Source organism: Pseudoalteromonas sp. JB197 (genome assembly GCF_002332205.1).
Lineage (GTDB): Bacteria > Pseudomonadota > Gammaproteobacteria > Enterobacterales > Alteromonadaceae > Pseudoalteromonas > Pseudoalteromonas nigrifaciens.
Map to the genome: position 1 here is coordinate 2,072,938 of NZ_NRGZ01000001.1, position 16,273 is coordinate 2,089,210.

General features: G+C 40.5%; 14 protein-coding genes. 7 read left to right on the forward strand and 7 right to left on the reverse strand.

From position 1 onward, the window contains the following. The first annotated feature begins 72 nt into the window (after nucleotides 1-72). A complete protein-coding gene (locus tag CIK86_RS09815) occupies nucleotides 73-1,476 on the forward strand; it encodes a PLP-dependent aminotransferase family protein (protein ID WP_086997898.1) in 1,404 nt (467 codons plus the stop codon). Between the two features lie 81 nt (nucleotides 1,477-1,557). Here the strand turns inward: CIK86_RS09815 and CIK86_RS09820 are convergent, their stop codons facing one another. Next, the gene (locus CIK86_RS09820) at nucleotides 1,558-2,757 is read right to left on the reverse strand and encodes an NAD(P)/FAD-dependent oxidoreductase (protein WP_086997895.1); all 1,200 of its coding nucleotides are present in this window, start codon (nucleotides 2,755-2,757) and stop codon (nucleotides 1,558-1,560) included. 159 nt (nucleotides 2,758-2,916) lie between these two features. Between CIK86_RS09820 and CIK86_RS09825 the strand changes: the two genes are divergently transcribed. After that, on the forward strand, nucleotides 2,917-3,429 hold the full coding sequence (locus CIK86_RS09825) for an Rrf2 family transcriptional regulator (RefSeq protein ID WP_086997892.1): 513 nt from the start codon (nucleotides 2,917-2,919) through the stop codon (nucleotides 3,427-3,429). A gap of 789 nt (nucleotides 3,430-4,218) precedes the next feature. Here the strand turns inward: CIK86_RS09825 and CIK86_RS09835 are convergent. From CIK86_RS09835 to tkt, 4 genes are all read right to left on the reverse strand, one after another. Continuing rightward, the gene (locus tag CIK86_RS09835; RefSeq protein WP_086997889.1) at nucleotides 4,219-5,451 is read right to left on the reverse strand and encodes a divalent metal cation transporter; all 1,233 of its coding nucleotides are present in this window, start codon (nucleotides 5,449-5,451) and stop codon (nucleotides 4,219-4,221) included. 152 nt (nucleotides 5,452-5,603) lie between these two features. Then, nucleotides 5,604-5,960 (reverse strand): ribosome-associated translation inhibitor RaiA, encoded by a 357-nt coding sequence (raiA, locus tag CIK86_RS09840; protein ID WP_011327370.1) that lies wholly within the window; start codon nucleotides 5,958-5,960, stop codon nucleotides 5,604-5,606. Nucleotides 5,961-6,161: 201 nt separating this feature from the next. Further along, entirely contained in the window at nucleotides 6,162-6,476 is a 315-nt protein-coding gene (locus tag CIK86_RS09845) for a pyrimidine/purine nucleoside phosphorylase (RefSeq protein WP_086997886.1), read from the reverse strand. A gap of 185 nt (nucleotides 6,477-6,661) precedes the next feature. Next, nucleotides 6,662-8,653, reverse strand: a complete 1,992-nt coding sequence (gene tkt / locus CIK86_RS09850; protein WP_086997883.1) for a transketolase — start codon at nucleotides 8,651-8,653, stop codon at nucleotides 6,662-6,664. 303 nt (nucleotides 8,654-8,956) lie between these two features. On the opposite strand from tkt, the gene metK reads away from it, so the two are divergent. The 5 genes from metK (at nucleotide 8,957) to serA (ending at nucleotide 13,374) form a co-directional block, all read left to right on the forward strand. Then, nucleotides 8,957-10,108 (forward strand): methionine adenosyltransferase, encoded by a 1,152-nt coding sequence (metK, locus tag CIK86_RS09855; RefSeq protein WP_011327367.1) that lies wholly within the window; start codon nucleotides 8,957-8,959, stop codon nucleotides 10,106-10,108. 152 nt (nucleotides 10,109-10,260) lie between these two features. After that, nucleotides 10,261-10,812, forward strand: coding sequence for a hypothetical protein (locus CIK86_RS09860; protein ID WP_086997880.1), 552 nt, complete (start codon nucleotides 10,261-10,263; stop codon nucleotides 10,810-10,812). 20 nt (nucleotides 10,813-10,832) lie between these two features. Further along, nucleotides 10,833-11,429: a 5-formyltetrahydrofolate cyclo-ligase gene (locus CIK86_RS09865; RefSeq protein ID WP_011327365.1), complete on the forward strand. Its 597-nt coding sequence runs from the start codon at nucleotides 10,833-10,835 to the stop codon at nucleotides 11,427-11,429. Between the two features lie 52 nt (nucleotides 11,430-11,481). After that, nucleotides 11,482-12,135, forward strand: a complete 654-nt coding sequence (gene rpiA, locus CIK86_RS09870; RefSeq protein ID WP_086997927.1) for a ribose-5-phosphate isomerase RpiA — start codon at nucleotides 11,482-11,484, stop codon at nucleotides 12,133-12,135. A 9-nt stretch (nucleotides 12,136-12,144) separates the two neighbouring features. Then, on the forward strand, nucleotides 12,145-13,374 hold the full coding sequence (gene serA, locus CIK86_RS09875; protein ID WP_086997877.1) for a phosphoglycerate dehydrogenase: 1,230 nt from the start codon (nucleotides 12,145-12,147) through the stop codon (nucleotides 13,372-13,374). Nucleotides 13,375-13,543: 169 nt separating this feature from the next. Here serA and CIK86_RS09880 read toward each other — a convergent pair whose 3' ends face one another. Together CIK86_RS09880 and radA are read right to left on the reverse strand one after the other, a co-directional pair. Next, on the reverse strand, nucleotides 13,544-14,476 hold the full coding sequence (locus tag CIK86_RS09880) for a hypothetical protein (protein ID WP_086997874.1): 933 nt from the start codon (nucleotides 14,474-14,476) through the stop codon (nucleotides 13,544-13,546). An 81-nt stretch (nucleotides 14,477-14,557) separates the two neighbouring features. Next, on the reverse strand, nucleotides 14,558-15,943 hold the full coding sequence (gene radA / locus CIK86_RS09885; RefSeq protein WP_011327360.1) for a DNA repair protein RadA: 1,386 nt from the start codon (nucleotides 15,941-15,943) through the stop codon (nucleotides 14,558-14,560). Between the last annotated feature and the right edge of the window lie 330 nt (nucleotides 15,944-16,273).

The following is a 16,273-nucleotide window of genomic DNA, read 5'->3' on the forward strand; positions in this document are numbered from 1 at the left end:
GATTATAATAAGTGCCATAAATTAACTATTATTATAGGCCATATTTAGAGTCCATAATAAGCGGGTATGTTGATGCCTAAAATATTAGCTTACAAACAAGTTTACCAACGAATTCATAGCGCTATTTTAAAAGGCACATTAAAGCCTGGCGAACGAATTCCTTCTACACGAACATTAGCAAAAGAAATGGGTGTCTCAAGAGGGACGGTTGAAGAAGGCTACGCGCTACTAAAAGCCGAAGGCTACCTCGAATCAAAAGGCCAAGCTGGAACACTTGTCAGTGAAAAACTTCATTCACAGCCTCGGGTATTACAAAGCAAAACGACAGCTCGTCAACCTGGGCTTCAATCTGAGGTAGAAATACCTCAAGTTCTGCCATTTCAACTAGGTATTCCAGCACTCGATAAGTTTCCAAAAGAAGTTTGGGCTCGTATGACTGCTAGGTGTGCAAGGAATATACATAAAGATGATCTTGCCTACCCATCAGTTTATGGTAACCCGCAATTAAGAGAAGCAATTGCTCAATATTTGCAGTTATCACGTGGTATTCAATGTGAGCCCTCTCAAGTGTTTATTACTTCAGGATATGTAAATTCCATAAATTGGATTTTCCATGTTTTATTAAAAAAACATGCTTCAGTTGTAATGGAAGATCCCGGTTACCCTCTAACGCGTCAACTATTGATCAACAACGGTTTAACCCCGCTCCCAACGCCGGTTGATAAAAATGGTATTATTTTTAACTCCGAATCTAAACCTGATGCAGTTGTTGTAACACCAGCCCATCAAAGCCCGACCTGTGTATACCTTTCTTTAGAGCGAAGGCAAGCTTTACTCAATTGGGCGGAAACTAATAAACGGTGGATTATTGAAGATGACTATGACGGCGAATATCGACATACAGGGCTTCCTTTACCAGCTTTAAAAAGCATAGATACACAAGATAGAGTGATTTACTCAGGAACGTTCAGTAAGGTCATGTTTCCAAGTCTACGCTTAGCATATATTGTCGTACCACCAAGCCAACTGACCGCCTTTGAGCAAGTATCAGAGCTCTTTGCTGGCAATGTGTCGGCGTTGACTCAAGCCTCGGTTCTTTCTTTCATAAAAGAAGGTCACCTCTCTCGTCATATTCAACGCATGAGAAAGCTATATAGGGAACGCCGCAACATAATGGCAACTGTATTTCAAAAAGTTTTAGGCTCTGCAATCAATATCGACCCACAGCCCGGTGGCATGAATATGATTGTGATGTTCACAGATAAAAGCATTAACGACAATACGCTAGCTAAAAAGATGATAGAGGCGGGTTTATTTGCCCAAGGGTTATCTCAATGGGCTAATTCACAACAGGAACCAGGGGTTATTTTAAGCTTCACTAATATAAAAGATGAAGCTCAATGCTATGAATTAGCCTCTCGTTTTAAAGCCGTGCTATTTAGCTCTATTAATGACCATAGACAACCTATCTTTTAGATTACTTCTGGATATTTATATTCACTGTGCATCAACCCATATGTATCCCCATAAATATGAATTATATATGGGGGTTTTAATTTACACAAAAGGAGCAAGTGGGTCAGCTTGTTTAAGGATAATATCAATATCAGCTTTAGGTGGATAAATTAATTCGTTGGTAATTGATATTTTGACGGCTTTTGCTTCTTCCTTGACCATCTTAACCTGTTGGTCCCAACCTTCTGTAAAAACAGCCCCCCACGCTCCAAGATCTAAACAAGTTACATAGTTTTCTTGCCTGTAATCAATTGTTTCACAACCTATCAAGCTCGCAGCAACATTGTGACCTGCAAACTTACCCATTTGTATTGCATGCTGGCAAGTCATCAGTGCGTGATTACCTTTATTATCGGTTAAGGCATAAGCAACATCCCCTGTTGCAAAAACGTAGTCTTCATTTATAACTCGTAACGATGGTTCAACTTTCAATCGCCCTTGTGGGCCTTTTTGCTCAGGAAATACATTTGTGAGATCATTGGCTTTGACGCCAGCGGTCCAAATAACTGTATCTGATTCAATTACTTCACCAGACGCCAAAGTTACTCCATGCGCTGAAATCTCAGCGACTTGTGCATCAAGCATCCAATCAATTGCTAAGTTATCTGTAGCTTGCTTAATGACATCTTGTAATTCTTCGCTGTAGTTTGAACCTATTTGATTACTACGCTCAACAATGATGACCTTTATTGGGGGGTTGTCATTAAATTGTGCTTTGAGCCTTGCTGGCAATTCAGTAGCCATTTCGATACCAGTAAAGCCACCACCACAAACTACGACAGTATTACGGGCATTTGATGATGGTTGACTTGCTAAATTGTTGATGTGTTGATCAAGTACAATAGCTGACTCGATTTGATCGAGGTCAAAAGCATGCTCTGCTGTGCCTTTGACAAGATCTGTTCGTAGGTTCGAACCAGCAGCGAGCACTAGTCTGTCATATTGTTTACTCTTCGTGTTACTGCCATCCACAAAATGAACGATTTTATTTTTTAAATCGATATCACTAACCTTACCTGTTACAAAGCTCACGCCCATAACATCAAACACTGGCATTAGTGGCGATACCATCGACCCAGCGTTGGCTTCATAAAAGCGAGGGCGGACACGCAGCTCTGCAACAGGAGCAATAACTGTAACCTGAATATTTTCTACCCCTTGCAGCTTAGCTAAACGAGCTGCACTTAACGCAGCCCACATGCCAGCAAAACCAGCACCAATAATTACGATTTCTTTGTTCATTAGTTATTCCTATTTTTTTGCCAATTAAGATTTAAATGAATCATACAAGATGAAATTAAATCCGACAGCATTAATCGGAGTTTATTTTTTTAGTTGTTTCGATTAAGATAGGAAACAAGTTGCAACTACTACTTCAAATAAAAGTTTTAAAGGAAAAGCATGGCGTTTTATAGTTCAGGTGTGGAATATGGTATTCATTGTTTAGTAAATATGCTCGATGAACACGACCAGCCTATTGTCATGTCGGTTAGGGAAGCGGCTAAATTGCAAGGCGTTCCTTATGAATATTTAGGCAAAATATTTACTAAGCTCTCAAAGGCAGGGTTAGTCGAAAGCACAGAAGGCCGTAAAGGAGGCTTTAAGTTAGCAAAGCTACCTGTAGACATAAATGTGCTTGATATTGTGCGGGCAATTGATGGTGAAAAGTCCATTTTTGACTGCAAAGAAATTCGCCAACGAATGGATATTTTTTCAGATGATGTGCCAAGTTGGGCATGTAAAGGGATGTGTGGGATTCAAGCCGTTATGCGAAAAGCACAAGTTGAAATGGAGAAAGAGCTGACTAGACACAATATCTCAATGTTGTCTCAACAAGTTTACACAAAATCACATCAAACATATGCTGTAGAGTTAAAAGAATGGTTTGGTACTCAACGAAAAAATGTAGAGTAAATAAACTGTATTCGTATGTTTACCTAGAGATTATGAAGGTCTAATTACCGAGTAACTTTAACATAAATATTATGCCAGCCAGTGAGTTAACAGGCTAGAGTTTGTGCGGCTCCTTTTGACACTTGCGATCTTTCAACTCCCAATGCGGTGGTATTCACGTTATTTCTAAGCCACATTCTAGTAATATTAACACCAAGTGCCTTAGTCAGCTTAATTGAGACTCTCTGTTTTGGCCAAGATGTGAATACTCAATTGAGAATTCCACAACCGCATCCTTTATCGATTGATCTACACAATTTTTATGTCGCAGGTTTGGAGTTTCTTGACGTTTTAAAGTATCAGGCCCTCCTTACTTAACCAGCTTTAGGTGACGGTGAATAGTATCTCGCGATACGCCACTTTGACGTGAGGCTGCACTGACACTTCCAAGTTTTTCAATTAGCGCTAATACTTCAAGCTTTTTCTGTACAGCCAAGTCTTCTAATGCAAGTTTACTTAATTCGTTTACCTCTTATATTTTAAGATGTCCTTAGTCTCTAAAACGCTTTTGTCCAAAAACGAGTTTAACCGACCGTCTGCTTATCGCTCTAAGCTGACTATCAACGCTGCTAATTATGGGTATTTAGCTTCTAATCAGAGACTTCAAGATTGCAGGCTAAATTTATTAGCCTACAACTTATTAATTACGTGCTTAGCAACAGCAAGTGGCCTGCCAACTTTGCAACCCCACCAAATCAAGTATTCAGTGATTGCTCGTTTTACTATGGGTCCTTCGCCTCGCACCTAAAATCACATCATCATCCACACTATAAATGCCACAGAAAAACCGACTAAGTACAGTAGCCCTAACCAGCTTAAACTTTTAAGTAGTACGCCGTGTTTAATGCTGGGCTCGGAGCGCACTAGGCTAAAGTTTAGCCATGCAAATATAGGAGTGGTTACAAATGACAGTGTCATGGCAAAGGTAAGCATAGGACCTAAGGCTGATTCAAAAAATAAAATAACCGCCATACCAGCAAGTGCTTGCAGTATTAGCCATGTATTTAAGCTGTGTTTTGATTGCTTAAAACCAAGTAATTTATGCGATTCGTTTAAAGTACGCGCATAACCATCAAGTACCGTTAATGTGGTGCCAAACATACATAAAAAAGCGATGGCTGATACTAGCGGCCTTGCCCACTCACCAATGGTAAGTGCGTACATATCAATAAGCTGTTTGGCAAAAGCGACCCCACCGAGTTCTATATTACTGCTTTGCCCGTATTGCACTAATACACCTAAGCTAAAAAACACCAGCGCTAAGCCTGCGGTTAACCAGTAACCCACGTTAAAGTCGAATAAGCCTTCGCGTTTAGATATTGTTTGTTGTGCTTGTTTTTCTTTTAACCACAGTGAGCTAAGTGCGGATATTTCAATGGGGGCGGGCATCCAGCCCATTAGTGCCACCATAAAGCTAAGCATGGCTAACTCATACGGCGAAGGGCCTACATAGTCAGCAGGTGCCATTGGGCCATTACTAAAGGCAATAGCAAGTGCTATTAATGTTGCTAATGTAAGTAGCCCCATAATGCCTTTTGCCACGTTATCTAGCGCTTTAAAGTGCCCTAGCAAAAGTATGGTTAAGCACACGCCAAGTAAAATCCAACACAGCAGTGTTATTTCTATTGTGATAGGTAGTGCGTAATGCAACAAGCTTGCGGTGAGTAATAATACGCCTGCGGTATTAACGATAGCAGCAACAACATTTAGGACAATGAAGCTGTAAAAATAAAATGGCCCTTTGCTTTTATAACCCTCTACTAGGCTATTTTTGGTAGCGAGTGTGTACTCCATGCCAAAGCGAAAAAATGGGTACTTTAAAACGTTTACTACTAAAATAAGCCAAAATAATTGCCAGCCAAATATGGCTCCCGCTTGGGTTGATGCCACTAAATGTGAACCACCAATTGCAGCGGTTGCCATTAGAATTCCCGGCCCCAATGCATTTAAGCGAGTTTGCCAATTTGATACTACAGAGCGCATGTGTGTACTTACTGTTTATTTATAATAATGAATAAATTACAGAGTTTTAACGCAAAATGAAAGCTGAAAAGTATTAATAAATGAGGGGGTAAAACGAAGCTAATAAATAATGGTTTTAGGCCCTAAAAGTTAGGGCCTAAACTCTAAAAACGTTAACGAAGATCCATCTCTTGGATGATTTCGTGTGCAATTTCTGGGGTTGTTATTTCTGGTTTTTCATGCAAATTAGCTTTAATTTGCCCTTTGCGATGTTTTAGTGACGTATCTAGTTTTTTTGCGGCACTACTAATTGCTGGATACAGCACTTCGTTTTCGCCCTTAACCGATATACGTGCACCTTCGTAAATAGTGCTAATTTCCGCTTGAAGCTTGTTGTGAACTTTAGAAAGAATAATGTCGAGCGCGATCAAAGATGGAAAGTGATTCGCTATTTTTGAAAACTTTTCGTTTACGTGTTCTCTAATTGAATCAGTAACGTCAACATGGTGACCTGTAAGATTAATTTTCATTTTATATCCTTTTATGTGTTACTTCATAGTTAGTATTGGGGGCAATATGAATTAACACAAGGAGAAATGTAACTATTTAAGCAAATATTTGTTAGTAAAGCTGATTTAGATCACTCACTGAGCATTAAACATGCAAAAGCCCGCATTATACGGGCTCTTTAAGCGGTTAAATAACATACTAACCGCGTTGTATTTGTGCTATTAATCTATGTATGAACAGCAATAATCAGCAAAATCGCTTACTTTTACCTTAAAGCTTACGTTTGCATCAACATTAAATGATTCGCCCGCATTAAATGTTTTCCACTCGCTTTCACCTGGCAATAAAATATCCCACTGCCCTGCTAATAATTCCATACATTCTTTTTGGTTAGTGTCGAACACAAACTCACCTGGTTGCATAAAGCCTAATGTTTTTGCTTCACCACTGCCTAATAAAACAGTTCGGCTTGACACTTTGCCATCAAAATACACATTGGCTTTTTTAATTACACTAACATTTTCGAACTTTGACATATTTAGCTCCTGCTAATAATTTAAGATTTTTATTTATAAATTTTATCGCACTACCTTGCCTGATAGCTTACTTTCTTGCAAGGAAAGCAGTATTGCTTTAAGTGAAGTTGTTTCATATTCGTGCATAAAAAAACCCGCAACATATGCGGGTTTTTCAATTGCTTACTTTATTTAATCAAAGGCGATTAAAAAAGTTCGTTTGCTTTGTTTACTATGTTCTCAACAGTAAAGCCAAAGTGCTCAAACAGCTCACCTGCAGGCGCTGACTCACCAAAGGTAGTCATACCTACCACTGCGCCATTTAGGCCAACGTACTTGTACCAGTAATCAGCAATACCTGCTTCTACTGCTACGCGGCGTGAAACAGATGCTGGCAATACGCTTTCTTTGTATGCTGCGCTTTGCGTTTCAAAAACATCAGTACACGGCATAGATACAACACGTACCTTTTTACCTTGCTTGCGTAGTTCGCTTGCAGAATCTTGTGCTAGTTGCACTTCAGAACCCGTTGCAATGAAAATAAGCTCTGGATTGCCGTCGCAGCTAAGGATGTAACCACCCTTTTTAACGTCGCTCAGTTGCTGTGCGTTACGTGCTTGTTGCTCTAAACCTTGGCGAGTAAAGATTAGTGATGTAGGACCGTCTTTACGCTCAATAGCTTGTTGCCATGCAATTGCCGACTCCACTTGGTCACATGGACGCCAGTTGTATAAGTTAGGCGTTAAACGCATGCTTGCAATTTGCTCTACTGGTTGGTGAGTTGGACCATCTTCACCTAAACCAATTGAATCGTGCGTGTATACAAAAATGCTTGGTTGCTTCATTAATGCAGCCATACGTACGGCATTTTTTGCATATTCAACAAACATTAAGAACGTAGCACCGTAAGGAATAAAGCCTTTATGCAGCGCAATACCATTCATAATTGCCGACATACCAAACTCACGTACACCGTAATAAATGTAGTTACCGCTTGCATCGTCGCGTGTTAAGCCTTTAGAGCCATCCCAAATTGTTAGGTTTGAGCCAGCTAAATCGGCAGAGCCACCCATAAACTCTGGTAATATCGGGCCAAATGCGTTTAATGCATTTTGCGACGCTTTACGCGATGCAGGGTTTGCAGGGTTTGCTTGCAGCTCTTCAATGTACGCTTGAGATTTTGCAGCCCAATCGCCTGGCAGTTCGTTGTTAATACGACGCTTGTATTCTGACGCTAGCTCTGGGTATGCTTTTGCGTATGCTGCAAATTTTTCGTCCCAGCTTGATTCAAGCTGTTGGCCTTTTTCTTTGCTATCCCATTGTGCATAAATGTCTGCAGGGATTTCGAATGCATCGCCAGTCCAACCTAAAAATTCGCGAGACGCTTTAATTTCGTCCTCACCTAGTGGTGCACCATGGCAGTCGTGGCTACCCGACTTATTAGGTGAGCCGTAACCAATAATTGTTTTACAACAAATTAGTGATGGCTTATCGGTAACACTTTTAGCTTCTGCGATTGCAGCACTTATAGCATCGCTGTCGTGGCCATCAACACCGCTAATTACATGCCAACCGTATGCTTTAAAGCGAGCTGGCGTATCATCGGTAAACCAACCTTCTACTTCGCCATCGATTGAAATGCCGTTGTCATCCCAAAATGCAACAAGTTTACCTAGGCCTAATGTGCCTGCAAGTGAACCTGCTTCATGAGAAATACCTTCCATTAAGCAGCCGTCGCCCATAAATGCATAGGTAAAGTGATCAACAATATCGTGACCTTCACGGTTAAACTGTGCAGCTAGCGCTTTTTCGGCAATTGCCATACCTACTGCGTTAGTGATCCCTTGACCTAATGGGCCCGTAGTAGTTTCGATTCCTGGTGCATAACCGTACTCTGGGTGACCAGGTGTTTTTGAATGCATTTGACGGAAGTTTTTAATTTCGTCTAACGGTAAATCATAACCAGTTAAATGTAATAAAGAATAAATAAGCATTGAACCGTGGCCGTTCGATAATATAAAGCGATCTCGGTCAGCCCACTCTGGGTTTGTTGGGTTATGTTTTAGATAATCGCGCCATAATACTTCTGCGATATCTGCCATGCCCATAGGGGCTCCAGGATGACCAGATTTGGCCTTTTGTACTGCGTCCATTGACAAGACACGAATAGCATTTGCAAGTTCTTTGCGAGATGGCATGAATTCTCCTACCTTAATATATTTTTGCGCGGGTATTTATGTATTCGATTATGCCGCCGTATAACTTGGCGACTAGTGTATAGTCCATTCTTACTTATTGTAGGGGCGGTGTGCAATTAAAAACCCATAATAATAGGTCATTATGAATATTTTTTGAGACCGAAAAGTTATTAAATATTTTATTTAGACGTCTAGGCGTAAAAACACTATGCAAGGTGTTTTGTTTTCGATAAAATACGCCCCTTAATTTTTAAGCGCTAATACCGACGTTTGTGAAGCGCAATATTTGTGAGCAGAAATACAATGGCAAAACATTTATTTACTTCTGAATCTGTTTCTGAAGGTCATCCGGATAAAATCGCCGATCAAATCTCTGATGCGGTACTTGATGCTATCCTTGAGCAAGATTCTCATGCCCGAGTTGCGTGTGAAACTTACGTAAAAACCGGTATGGTTATGGTTGGTGGTGAAATCACTACTAGCGCATGGGTTGATATCGAAGAAATTACACGTAAAACAATTCGCGACATTGGCTACACTAATTCAGATATGGGTTTTGATGCAGATTCATGTGCAATTTTAAACACTATTGGTAAACAGTCTCCTGACATTAACCAAGGTGTTGACCGTACTAGCCCAGAAGAGCAAGGCGCTGGCGATCAAGGCTTAATGTTTGGTTACGCATGTAACGAAACTGAAGTACTAATGCCTGCTCCTATTACCTACTCACACCGTTTAGTGCAGCGCCAAGCACAGGTTCGTAAAAGCGGCGAGCTTAACTGGTTACGCCCAGATGCAAAATCACAAGTTACATTTGCATACGAAAACGGCAAGCCAGTAGGTATTGATGCTGTTGTACTTTCTACGCAGCACAGCGAAGATATTTCACAAAAAGATTTAATCGAAGCGGTGATGGAAACTATCATCAAGCCGGTACTTCCTGCTGAGCTAATTACTAGCGCGACTAAGTTTTTTATTAACCCAACAGGTCGCTTTGTAATTGGCGGGCCAATGGGCGATTGTGGCTTAACCGGTCGTAAAATCATTGTAGATACCTACGGCGGCATGGCTCGTCACGGTGGCGGTGCTTTCTCTGGTAAAGATCCATCAAAAGTTGACCGTAGTGCTGCCTATGCTGCACGTTATGTTGCTAAAAACATTGTTGCTGCTGGCCTTGCTGATAAGTGTGAGCTACAAGTATCGTACGCTATTGGTATTGCAGAGCCTACGTCTATAAGCGTAGAAACCTTTGGTACCAGCAAACTAGAAGAAAGCCGTTTAATTGAGCTTATTCGTGAGCACTTTGACTTGCGCCCTTACGGTTTAATTAAAATGCTTGATTTAGAGCGCCCTATCTACCTTCCAACGGCGGCTTACGGCCACTTTGGTCGTGAAGAGTTCCCTTGGGAGCGTACTGATAAAGCAGAAGCACTTCGCGCTGCTGCTGGCCTTTAAGCCAACATACTATTAAAAATATAAACGGCCCTTTTAAGGGTCGTTTTTATATCTAAAGCTTATTATTCAAGCCGTGAAACATAAATCACTCTCGAATTGTTTTGCACTTTCGGTATATACTCGTTTTACTATAAAAGCTTAGGGAATTAAAAATGGCCGACAACTTTCGTGTTACCTTTGTAGGACTCGCTGAGGGCGTTGACAGCAAAGCTGTTACTGCCATGCTTGCTACTAAATTAAAAACATCAGATGAAAAAGTGTCGCTTTTTTTTAATGGTAAACCGCTATTTGTGCCAAGCAATAAAGACAAAGCCCTAAAGCAAGCCAAACTACTTGCCAGCTTAGGTATTAAAAGTAAGCTGCAGGCTGTTACCAACCCAAATCAAAATACTCAACTGGCAAGTGCAACGAGTAGCCAGCGCGATGACAGAATTTTTGATGCGCTTGATTACATTACCAGTAGCTTAATTCGCCTTGAAGAAAAACTAGACGAGCTTGAACAGCGCCTACCCGAGGTTGAAGCCACAGCAATTACCGATGAACACATAGAGTGGCAAGACGATGATCTTATGCTTGATGATGAGTTGCTCACACCACTGCAAAAACGCAGTAATGTGTTGTTATATTCACTCATAGCAACTGTGGTTACTTTGCTTATTTTATTAGCAATATATTTAACCGTCCCTAACTTATTCTCTTTTTAATTACGGGGTGAAATCCTAAAGTGAGCAATAAACGTGCAACAATAAGAGCGTCTGTCCGCGAACTGCGTAATAATTTATCAAGTAACCAACAATTAATTGCCGCCCAATCGCTAAAAATGAATTTTATTCAATACTTAAATGGCAAAAAAAACACTAAAAAAGAGCATATTGCCATTTATTTTAGTAACGACGGCGAGTTAGATACCTCATTGTTAATTAATGAATTATGGGATAAAGGGCACACCCTTTACCTACCTGTAATCCACCCCTTTAACGGAGCTAATTTACTATTTCAGCGTTATGAAAAAAACTCACCCATGAAGGCAAACCGCTATGGTATCTTGGAACCTAAGCTCAATTGTACTCAAATATGCCCGTTACCAGAGCTTGATTACCTACTTATGCCATTAGTGGCATTTGATAACCAAGGTAATCGCTTAGGAATGGGGGGTGGGTTTTACGATCGGACATTGGCGCGGCTACACCAGCAACACTGGCAAAAGCCGCAACTTATTGGTTTAGCACATGAATGCCAAAAAGTAACAGCTTTACCCATAGAATCATGGGATGTGCCACTTAAAACAATTATCACCCCAAATAAAACCTACTGTTGGTAAAGCGTTACTTTTTATACCAGCAGAAATTTTTGACATAAATGAGCATAAAACAATGACACAAGACGAATTAAAAAAAGCAGCTGCTTGGGCAGCGTTAGAGTTTGTAAAAGAGAACACTATTGTAGGCGTAGGTACAGGCTCAACGGTTAATCACTTTATTGATGCACTAGGCTCAATAAAAGACACTATTAAAGGTGCGGTTTCTAGTTCAGAAGCCTCAACAGCTCGTTTAAAAGCGCTAGGCATTGAAGTATTTGAACTTAATGACGTTGATGTTTTAGATGTATACGTTGACGGCGCTGATGAAATTAACGCCCATAACGAAATGATTAAAGGCGGCGGTGCAGCCCTTACTCGTGAAAAAATAGTAGCAGCGGTAGCTAAACAATTTGTGTGCATTGTAGATGACACCAAATTAGTAGCAACCTTGGGGGGTTTTCCACTGCCGGTTGAAGTTATACCCATGGCACGCAGTTACGTAGCACGCGAATTATTAAAACTTGGTGGTGATCCTGTGTATCGCCAAGGTGTAGTTACCGATAACGGTAACGTTATTTTAGATGTACATAATTTAAAAATTACCCAAGCTAAACAACTTGAAACACAAATTAATCAAATTGTTGGCGTAGTTACCAACGGCCTATTCGCAGAGCGTGGCGCTGATAAAGTGATTATCGGCACTGAAAATGGGCCACAAATTAAATAGGATGAGGTTATGAGTAAGGTATCGTTGGCAAAAGACAAAATTAAAATTCTTTTGCTTGAAGGTGTTCACCAAAGCGCTGTTGAAACGCTAAAACGTAACGGTTATAGCAACATCGACTATGTTAAAACATCCTTACCTGAGGACGAGCTAAAAGAACGTATTAAAGACGTACACTTTGTGGGGCTTCGTTCTCGTACTCATATTAACCAAGCTGTGTTAGAAGCAGCTGAAAAGCTCGTTGCGGTTGGCTGTTTTTGTATTGGCACCAACCAGGTTGACTTAAATGCGGCGCGCGAACGTGGTATTGCAGTATTTAACGCACCATTTTCTAACACCCGCTCGGTTGCAGAGCTTGTACTTGGTGAAATACTGTTGCTATTACGCGGTATTCCTCAGCGTAATGCTGCTGCACATCGTGGCGGCTGGTTAAAAACCGCAAACGGCTCGTTTGAAGCGCGTGGTAAAACACTGGGTATTATTGGCTATGGCCACATTGGTACCCAGTTAGGTATTATGGCCGAAAATATTGGTATGAACGTGGAGTTTTACGATATTGAAGATAAGTTATCACTTGGCAACGCTAAGCAAGTACATAACCTGACTCAATTATTACAACGCTCTGATATTATTACTTTGCATGTACCTGAAACCCCACAAACTAAAAACCTTATTGGCACTGCCGAACTTGCGGTTATGAAACAAGGCGCTATTTTAATTAATGCGTCTCGCGGTACTGTAGTTGATATTGATGCATTGGCAGAAGCGCTTACCGACAAAAAACTCAGCGGCGCAGCAATCGATGTATTCCCGGTTGAGCCTAAATCTAACGATGAAGAGTTTGTATCGCCACTGCGTAATTTCGACAATGTTATTTTAACGCCGCACATTGGTGGCTCAACTCAAGAAGCGCAAGAAAACATTGGTATTGAAGTAGCTGGAAAATTAGCTAAATACTCAGATAACGGCTCAACTATTACTGCTGTTAACTTCCCTGAGGTTTCACTACCAGAGCTTGCTAATCGTAGTCGCTTACTGCATGTACATCACAACCGCCCTGGCGTATTAACACAAATAAACCAAGCGTTTGCACAGCACGGTATTAACATTGCCGCGCAGTACCTACAAACTGATGAATCAATTGGTTATGTAGTTATTGATGTAGATACCGACCACTCAGAAGTTGCCCTTAAAGAGCTAAGCGCTGTTGAAGGCACGATAAGAGCACGTATTCTGCACTAAGCTATCACTTGTTTGTCGGGTGGCGCTTTCGCTTAACCGATCTACTAGAGTGCTTTAAATAAATACAGTAATTATAATTAGGCATAAAAAAGCGCGAGTTAAACTCGCGCTTTAATTATGTACGTCGTGCTATCATTTTTAACTGATATCGCGATTGCTATAGCTACTTTTAGTCGCCTTTAACTTCTAGATTAATGTACTCTACAAGCTTTTCAGGCTGGCCTATTAGCATCATTATTTGTTGGTTAACTTCCATCATAGTTTTGCCTTCAGGTAGTTTTGCCGACACGCTAAATGAATTTAAGCCTTTAACAAAGCCGCTAATCGCTTCTGCAATTTCTTCGGTTACTGGCGCTTGCTGTAGCTGCTGCTCAACCATCATTTGCATTTGCTCAACACTCATACCTTGCTTAATAAGCTCGCTTTCTAGCAATGCTTTAAGCTCGCCTTGGTTATTAAGTTCAAAGTTAACACTGCGCGGCTCTAACTTACTCATAGCTTGCATTATTAGCGTTTGCTGCTGTAATTCTTGCTCATAAGTTAAAGGTTCGCTGCCCGCTGCTTGCTGCGCTTTACTGATCGCAAGCGATGCATCCATAAGTGCTTGTGTGTTTGCCAGACCCATATTCATATTAAAGCTAACAATGTCTTTTGCATCTAACTTAACTACAACATCGCTGTCGCCCGATTTTTCATCGTAATCAAGTGATGAATGTAAATCGTAACTGGCCGACGCTAACATAGTATTTGTATCGGCTGGTAATTGAGCCACAAAGTCTTTATTAAATTGAAAGCTTTTTACATCAAATGTAGTGTGTGGTGAAATTTTATCGGTTTCGTAACCTGTCACTTCAATGCTTTGAATACTGGCAACATTATCGCCTTCAGAACTAATAACTTCCATATTGCTAATTTCTACACTATTGGAAATAACACTAGCCGATAAGTCTGCATACTTAAATGTAGCGCCGGTTTGCTCGCTCACTAGTGCTAGTTGCTTATCTATTTCTGCACGTACTTCTTTTGTGGCTACGTGATTTGCATAACTTACGCCACCAACACCGGCAGCTACAATTGCTGCAGCTATAACTAACTTTTTCATGTTATTTCCTTATTTAAGTCTTTATATAAATTGTTTCAGCTCAAGAGTAACATTACAGAACATCACCGATAAGCGTTTTTGCTAATTAATTAAACTAAGTAACTCATGTACTGTTTTTATCGGGGTGATCTTAGCGCCCAGCCCTTCCATTGATTTATGGTAATTACGAAATGGAATAAATATTTCCGTAAAGCCATGCTGCGCAGCTTCTTTAACGCGCGGTACTCCACTGTCTATTGGGCGTACGTCGCCATTTAAGCTCAGCTCTCCCATAATACAAGTAGTACGTGGCACCACAAAATCATTTAAGCTGCTAAGTAGCGCAGCAACCAACGCTAAATCTATACAGGTTTCTGATTCATCAATTTTTAAGCCACCCACTATATTAAAAAACGTATCATGAAATATTTTAGTTTTTGTGTGCTTACGCAGTATGCCGGTGAGCATTTTTATTCGGTTCATGTTTAAACCAACGCAAACACGCTGCGGAAATTCCGCCTCAATCTCAGTGGTTAAACATTGAATTTCGAGTAATAAATTACGATTACCTTTACGAATACACGTAATTGCAGAGCCAGGTGAATCTGTAGTTGAGCCTGATAAAAATATTTCGCTGGGGTTATCAACGCTGAGCATACCGCGTTCGCACATTCTAAAAATACCGACTGTATCTATATCACCAAAGCGGTTTTTATTTGCTCGTAAGGTACGAATTTGCCCATCGTTAGTATCTATATGCAATAGAGCGTCAACTATATGCACCAGCGTTTGCGGACCAGCTATTTCGTTGTTTTTATTTACATGGGCAATAATGAACATAGTGACATCATTTTGCTTACAGTATTGCGTAAGTGCTTGCGCGGCACTTTTCACTTGCGAAGGCGAGCCTGGGCTACCGTTAGCTGTGTCGGTGACCACTGCTTGAATGGAGTCTATTACTGCAAACTTAATTTTATTTTTATCGAGTTCTTCAATGATGGTTTCAACACTGGTTTCGGAAAGTAAATAAAGCGCATCAGGGTTATAATTTAACTTTAAACGATTCACTCTGTTTTTAAACTGCGATAAAGATTCTTCTGCGGTACAGTAAAGTGAGGGCATGCGTTGTGACATTCGTGCCACTAAATCAGATAACAAGGTTGTTTTACCAGCCCCTGGATCGCCAGAGATTATATTAACTGACCCCGTTGTTACACCGCCACTTAAAACACGATCGAGCTCGCCAATTTCAGTTAACTGTTTTTCAGTTTCTGCGGTAGCAATATCATTAATTTTTTTAGAACCGCCACCAATCCCCCCAGCATAACCACCTACACTTACGCGTGCCGATGCTTTTTTACTTTGCCCTGCTGACGGTTTAAATTCTGCTAATGTGTTCCATGCACCACAGCGGCATTGACCTTGCCAACGTTGGTAGTTCATGCCACATTCGGTACAAACAAACTCTACTTTTGCCGCTTTAGCCATTTATAACTTTACCTACTATTCTTTAATTTTAAAAATACTTAATGTTAAGTGCTTATTTTACCATTTTAAACTTTCGCCTAACAGACACGCCTTAATAGCAAGGAAGCTCAGTACCACAACCACTATATGCAAATGCAGCTTTCTTTTACCCCCTGTTTTAGGGCATACTTTTTGCTTAAAACAGTTAAAGTAACTTATTGCCAACAAATTGACATTTAACACAAAATAAAAAATGCTAAATTAAGTTGCTCAAATAGCTATAATAACAACGTGATACGACATTTATCGAGTTTCCTAATAAATGGATTTAATAGTATACCTACTTTTTTA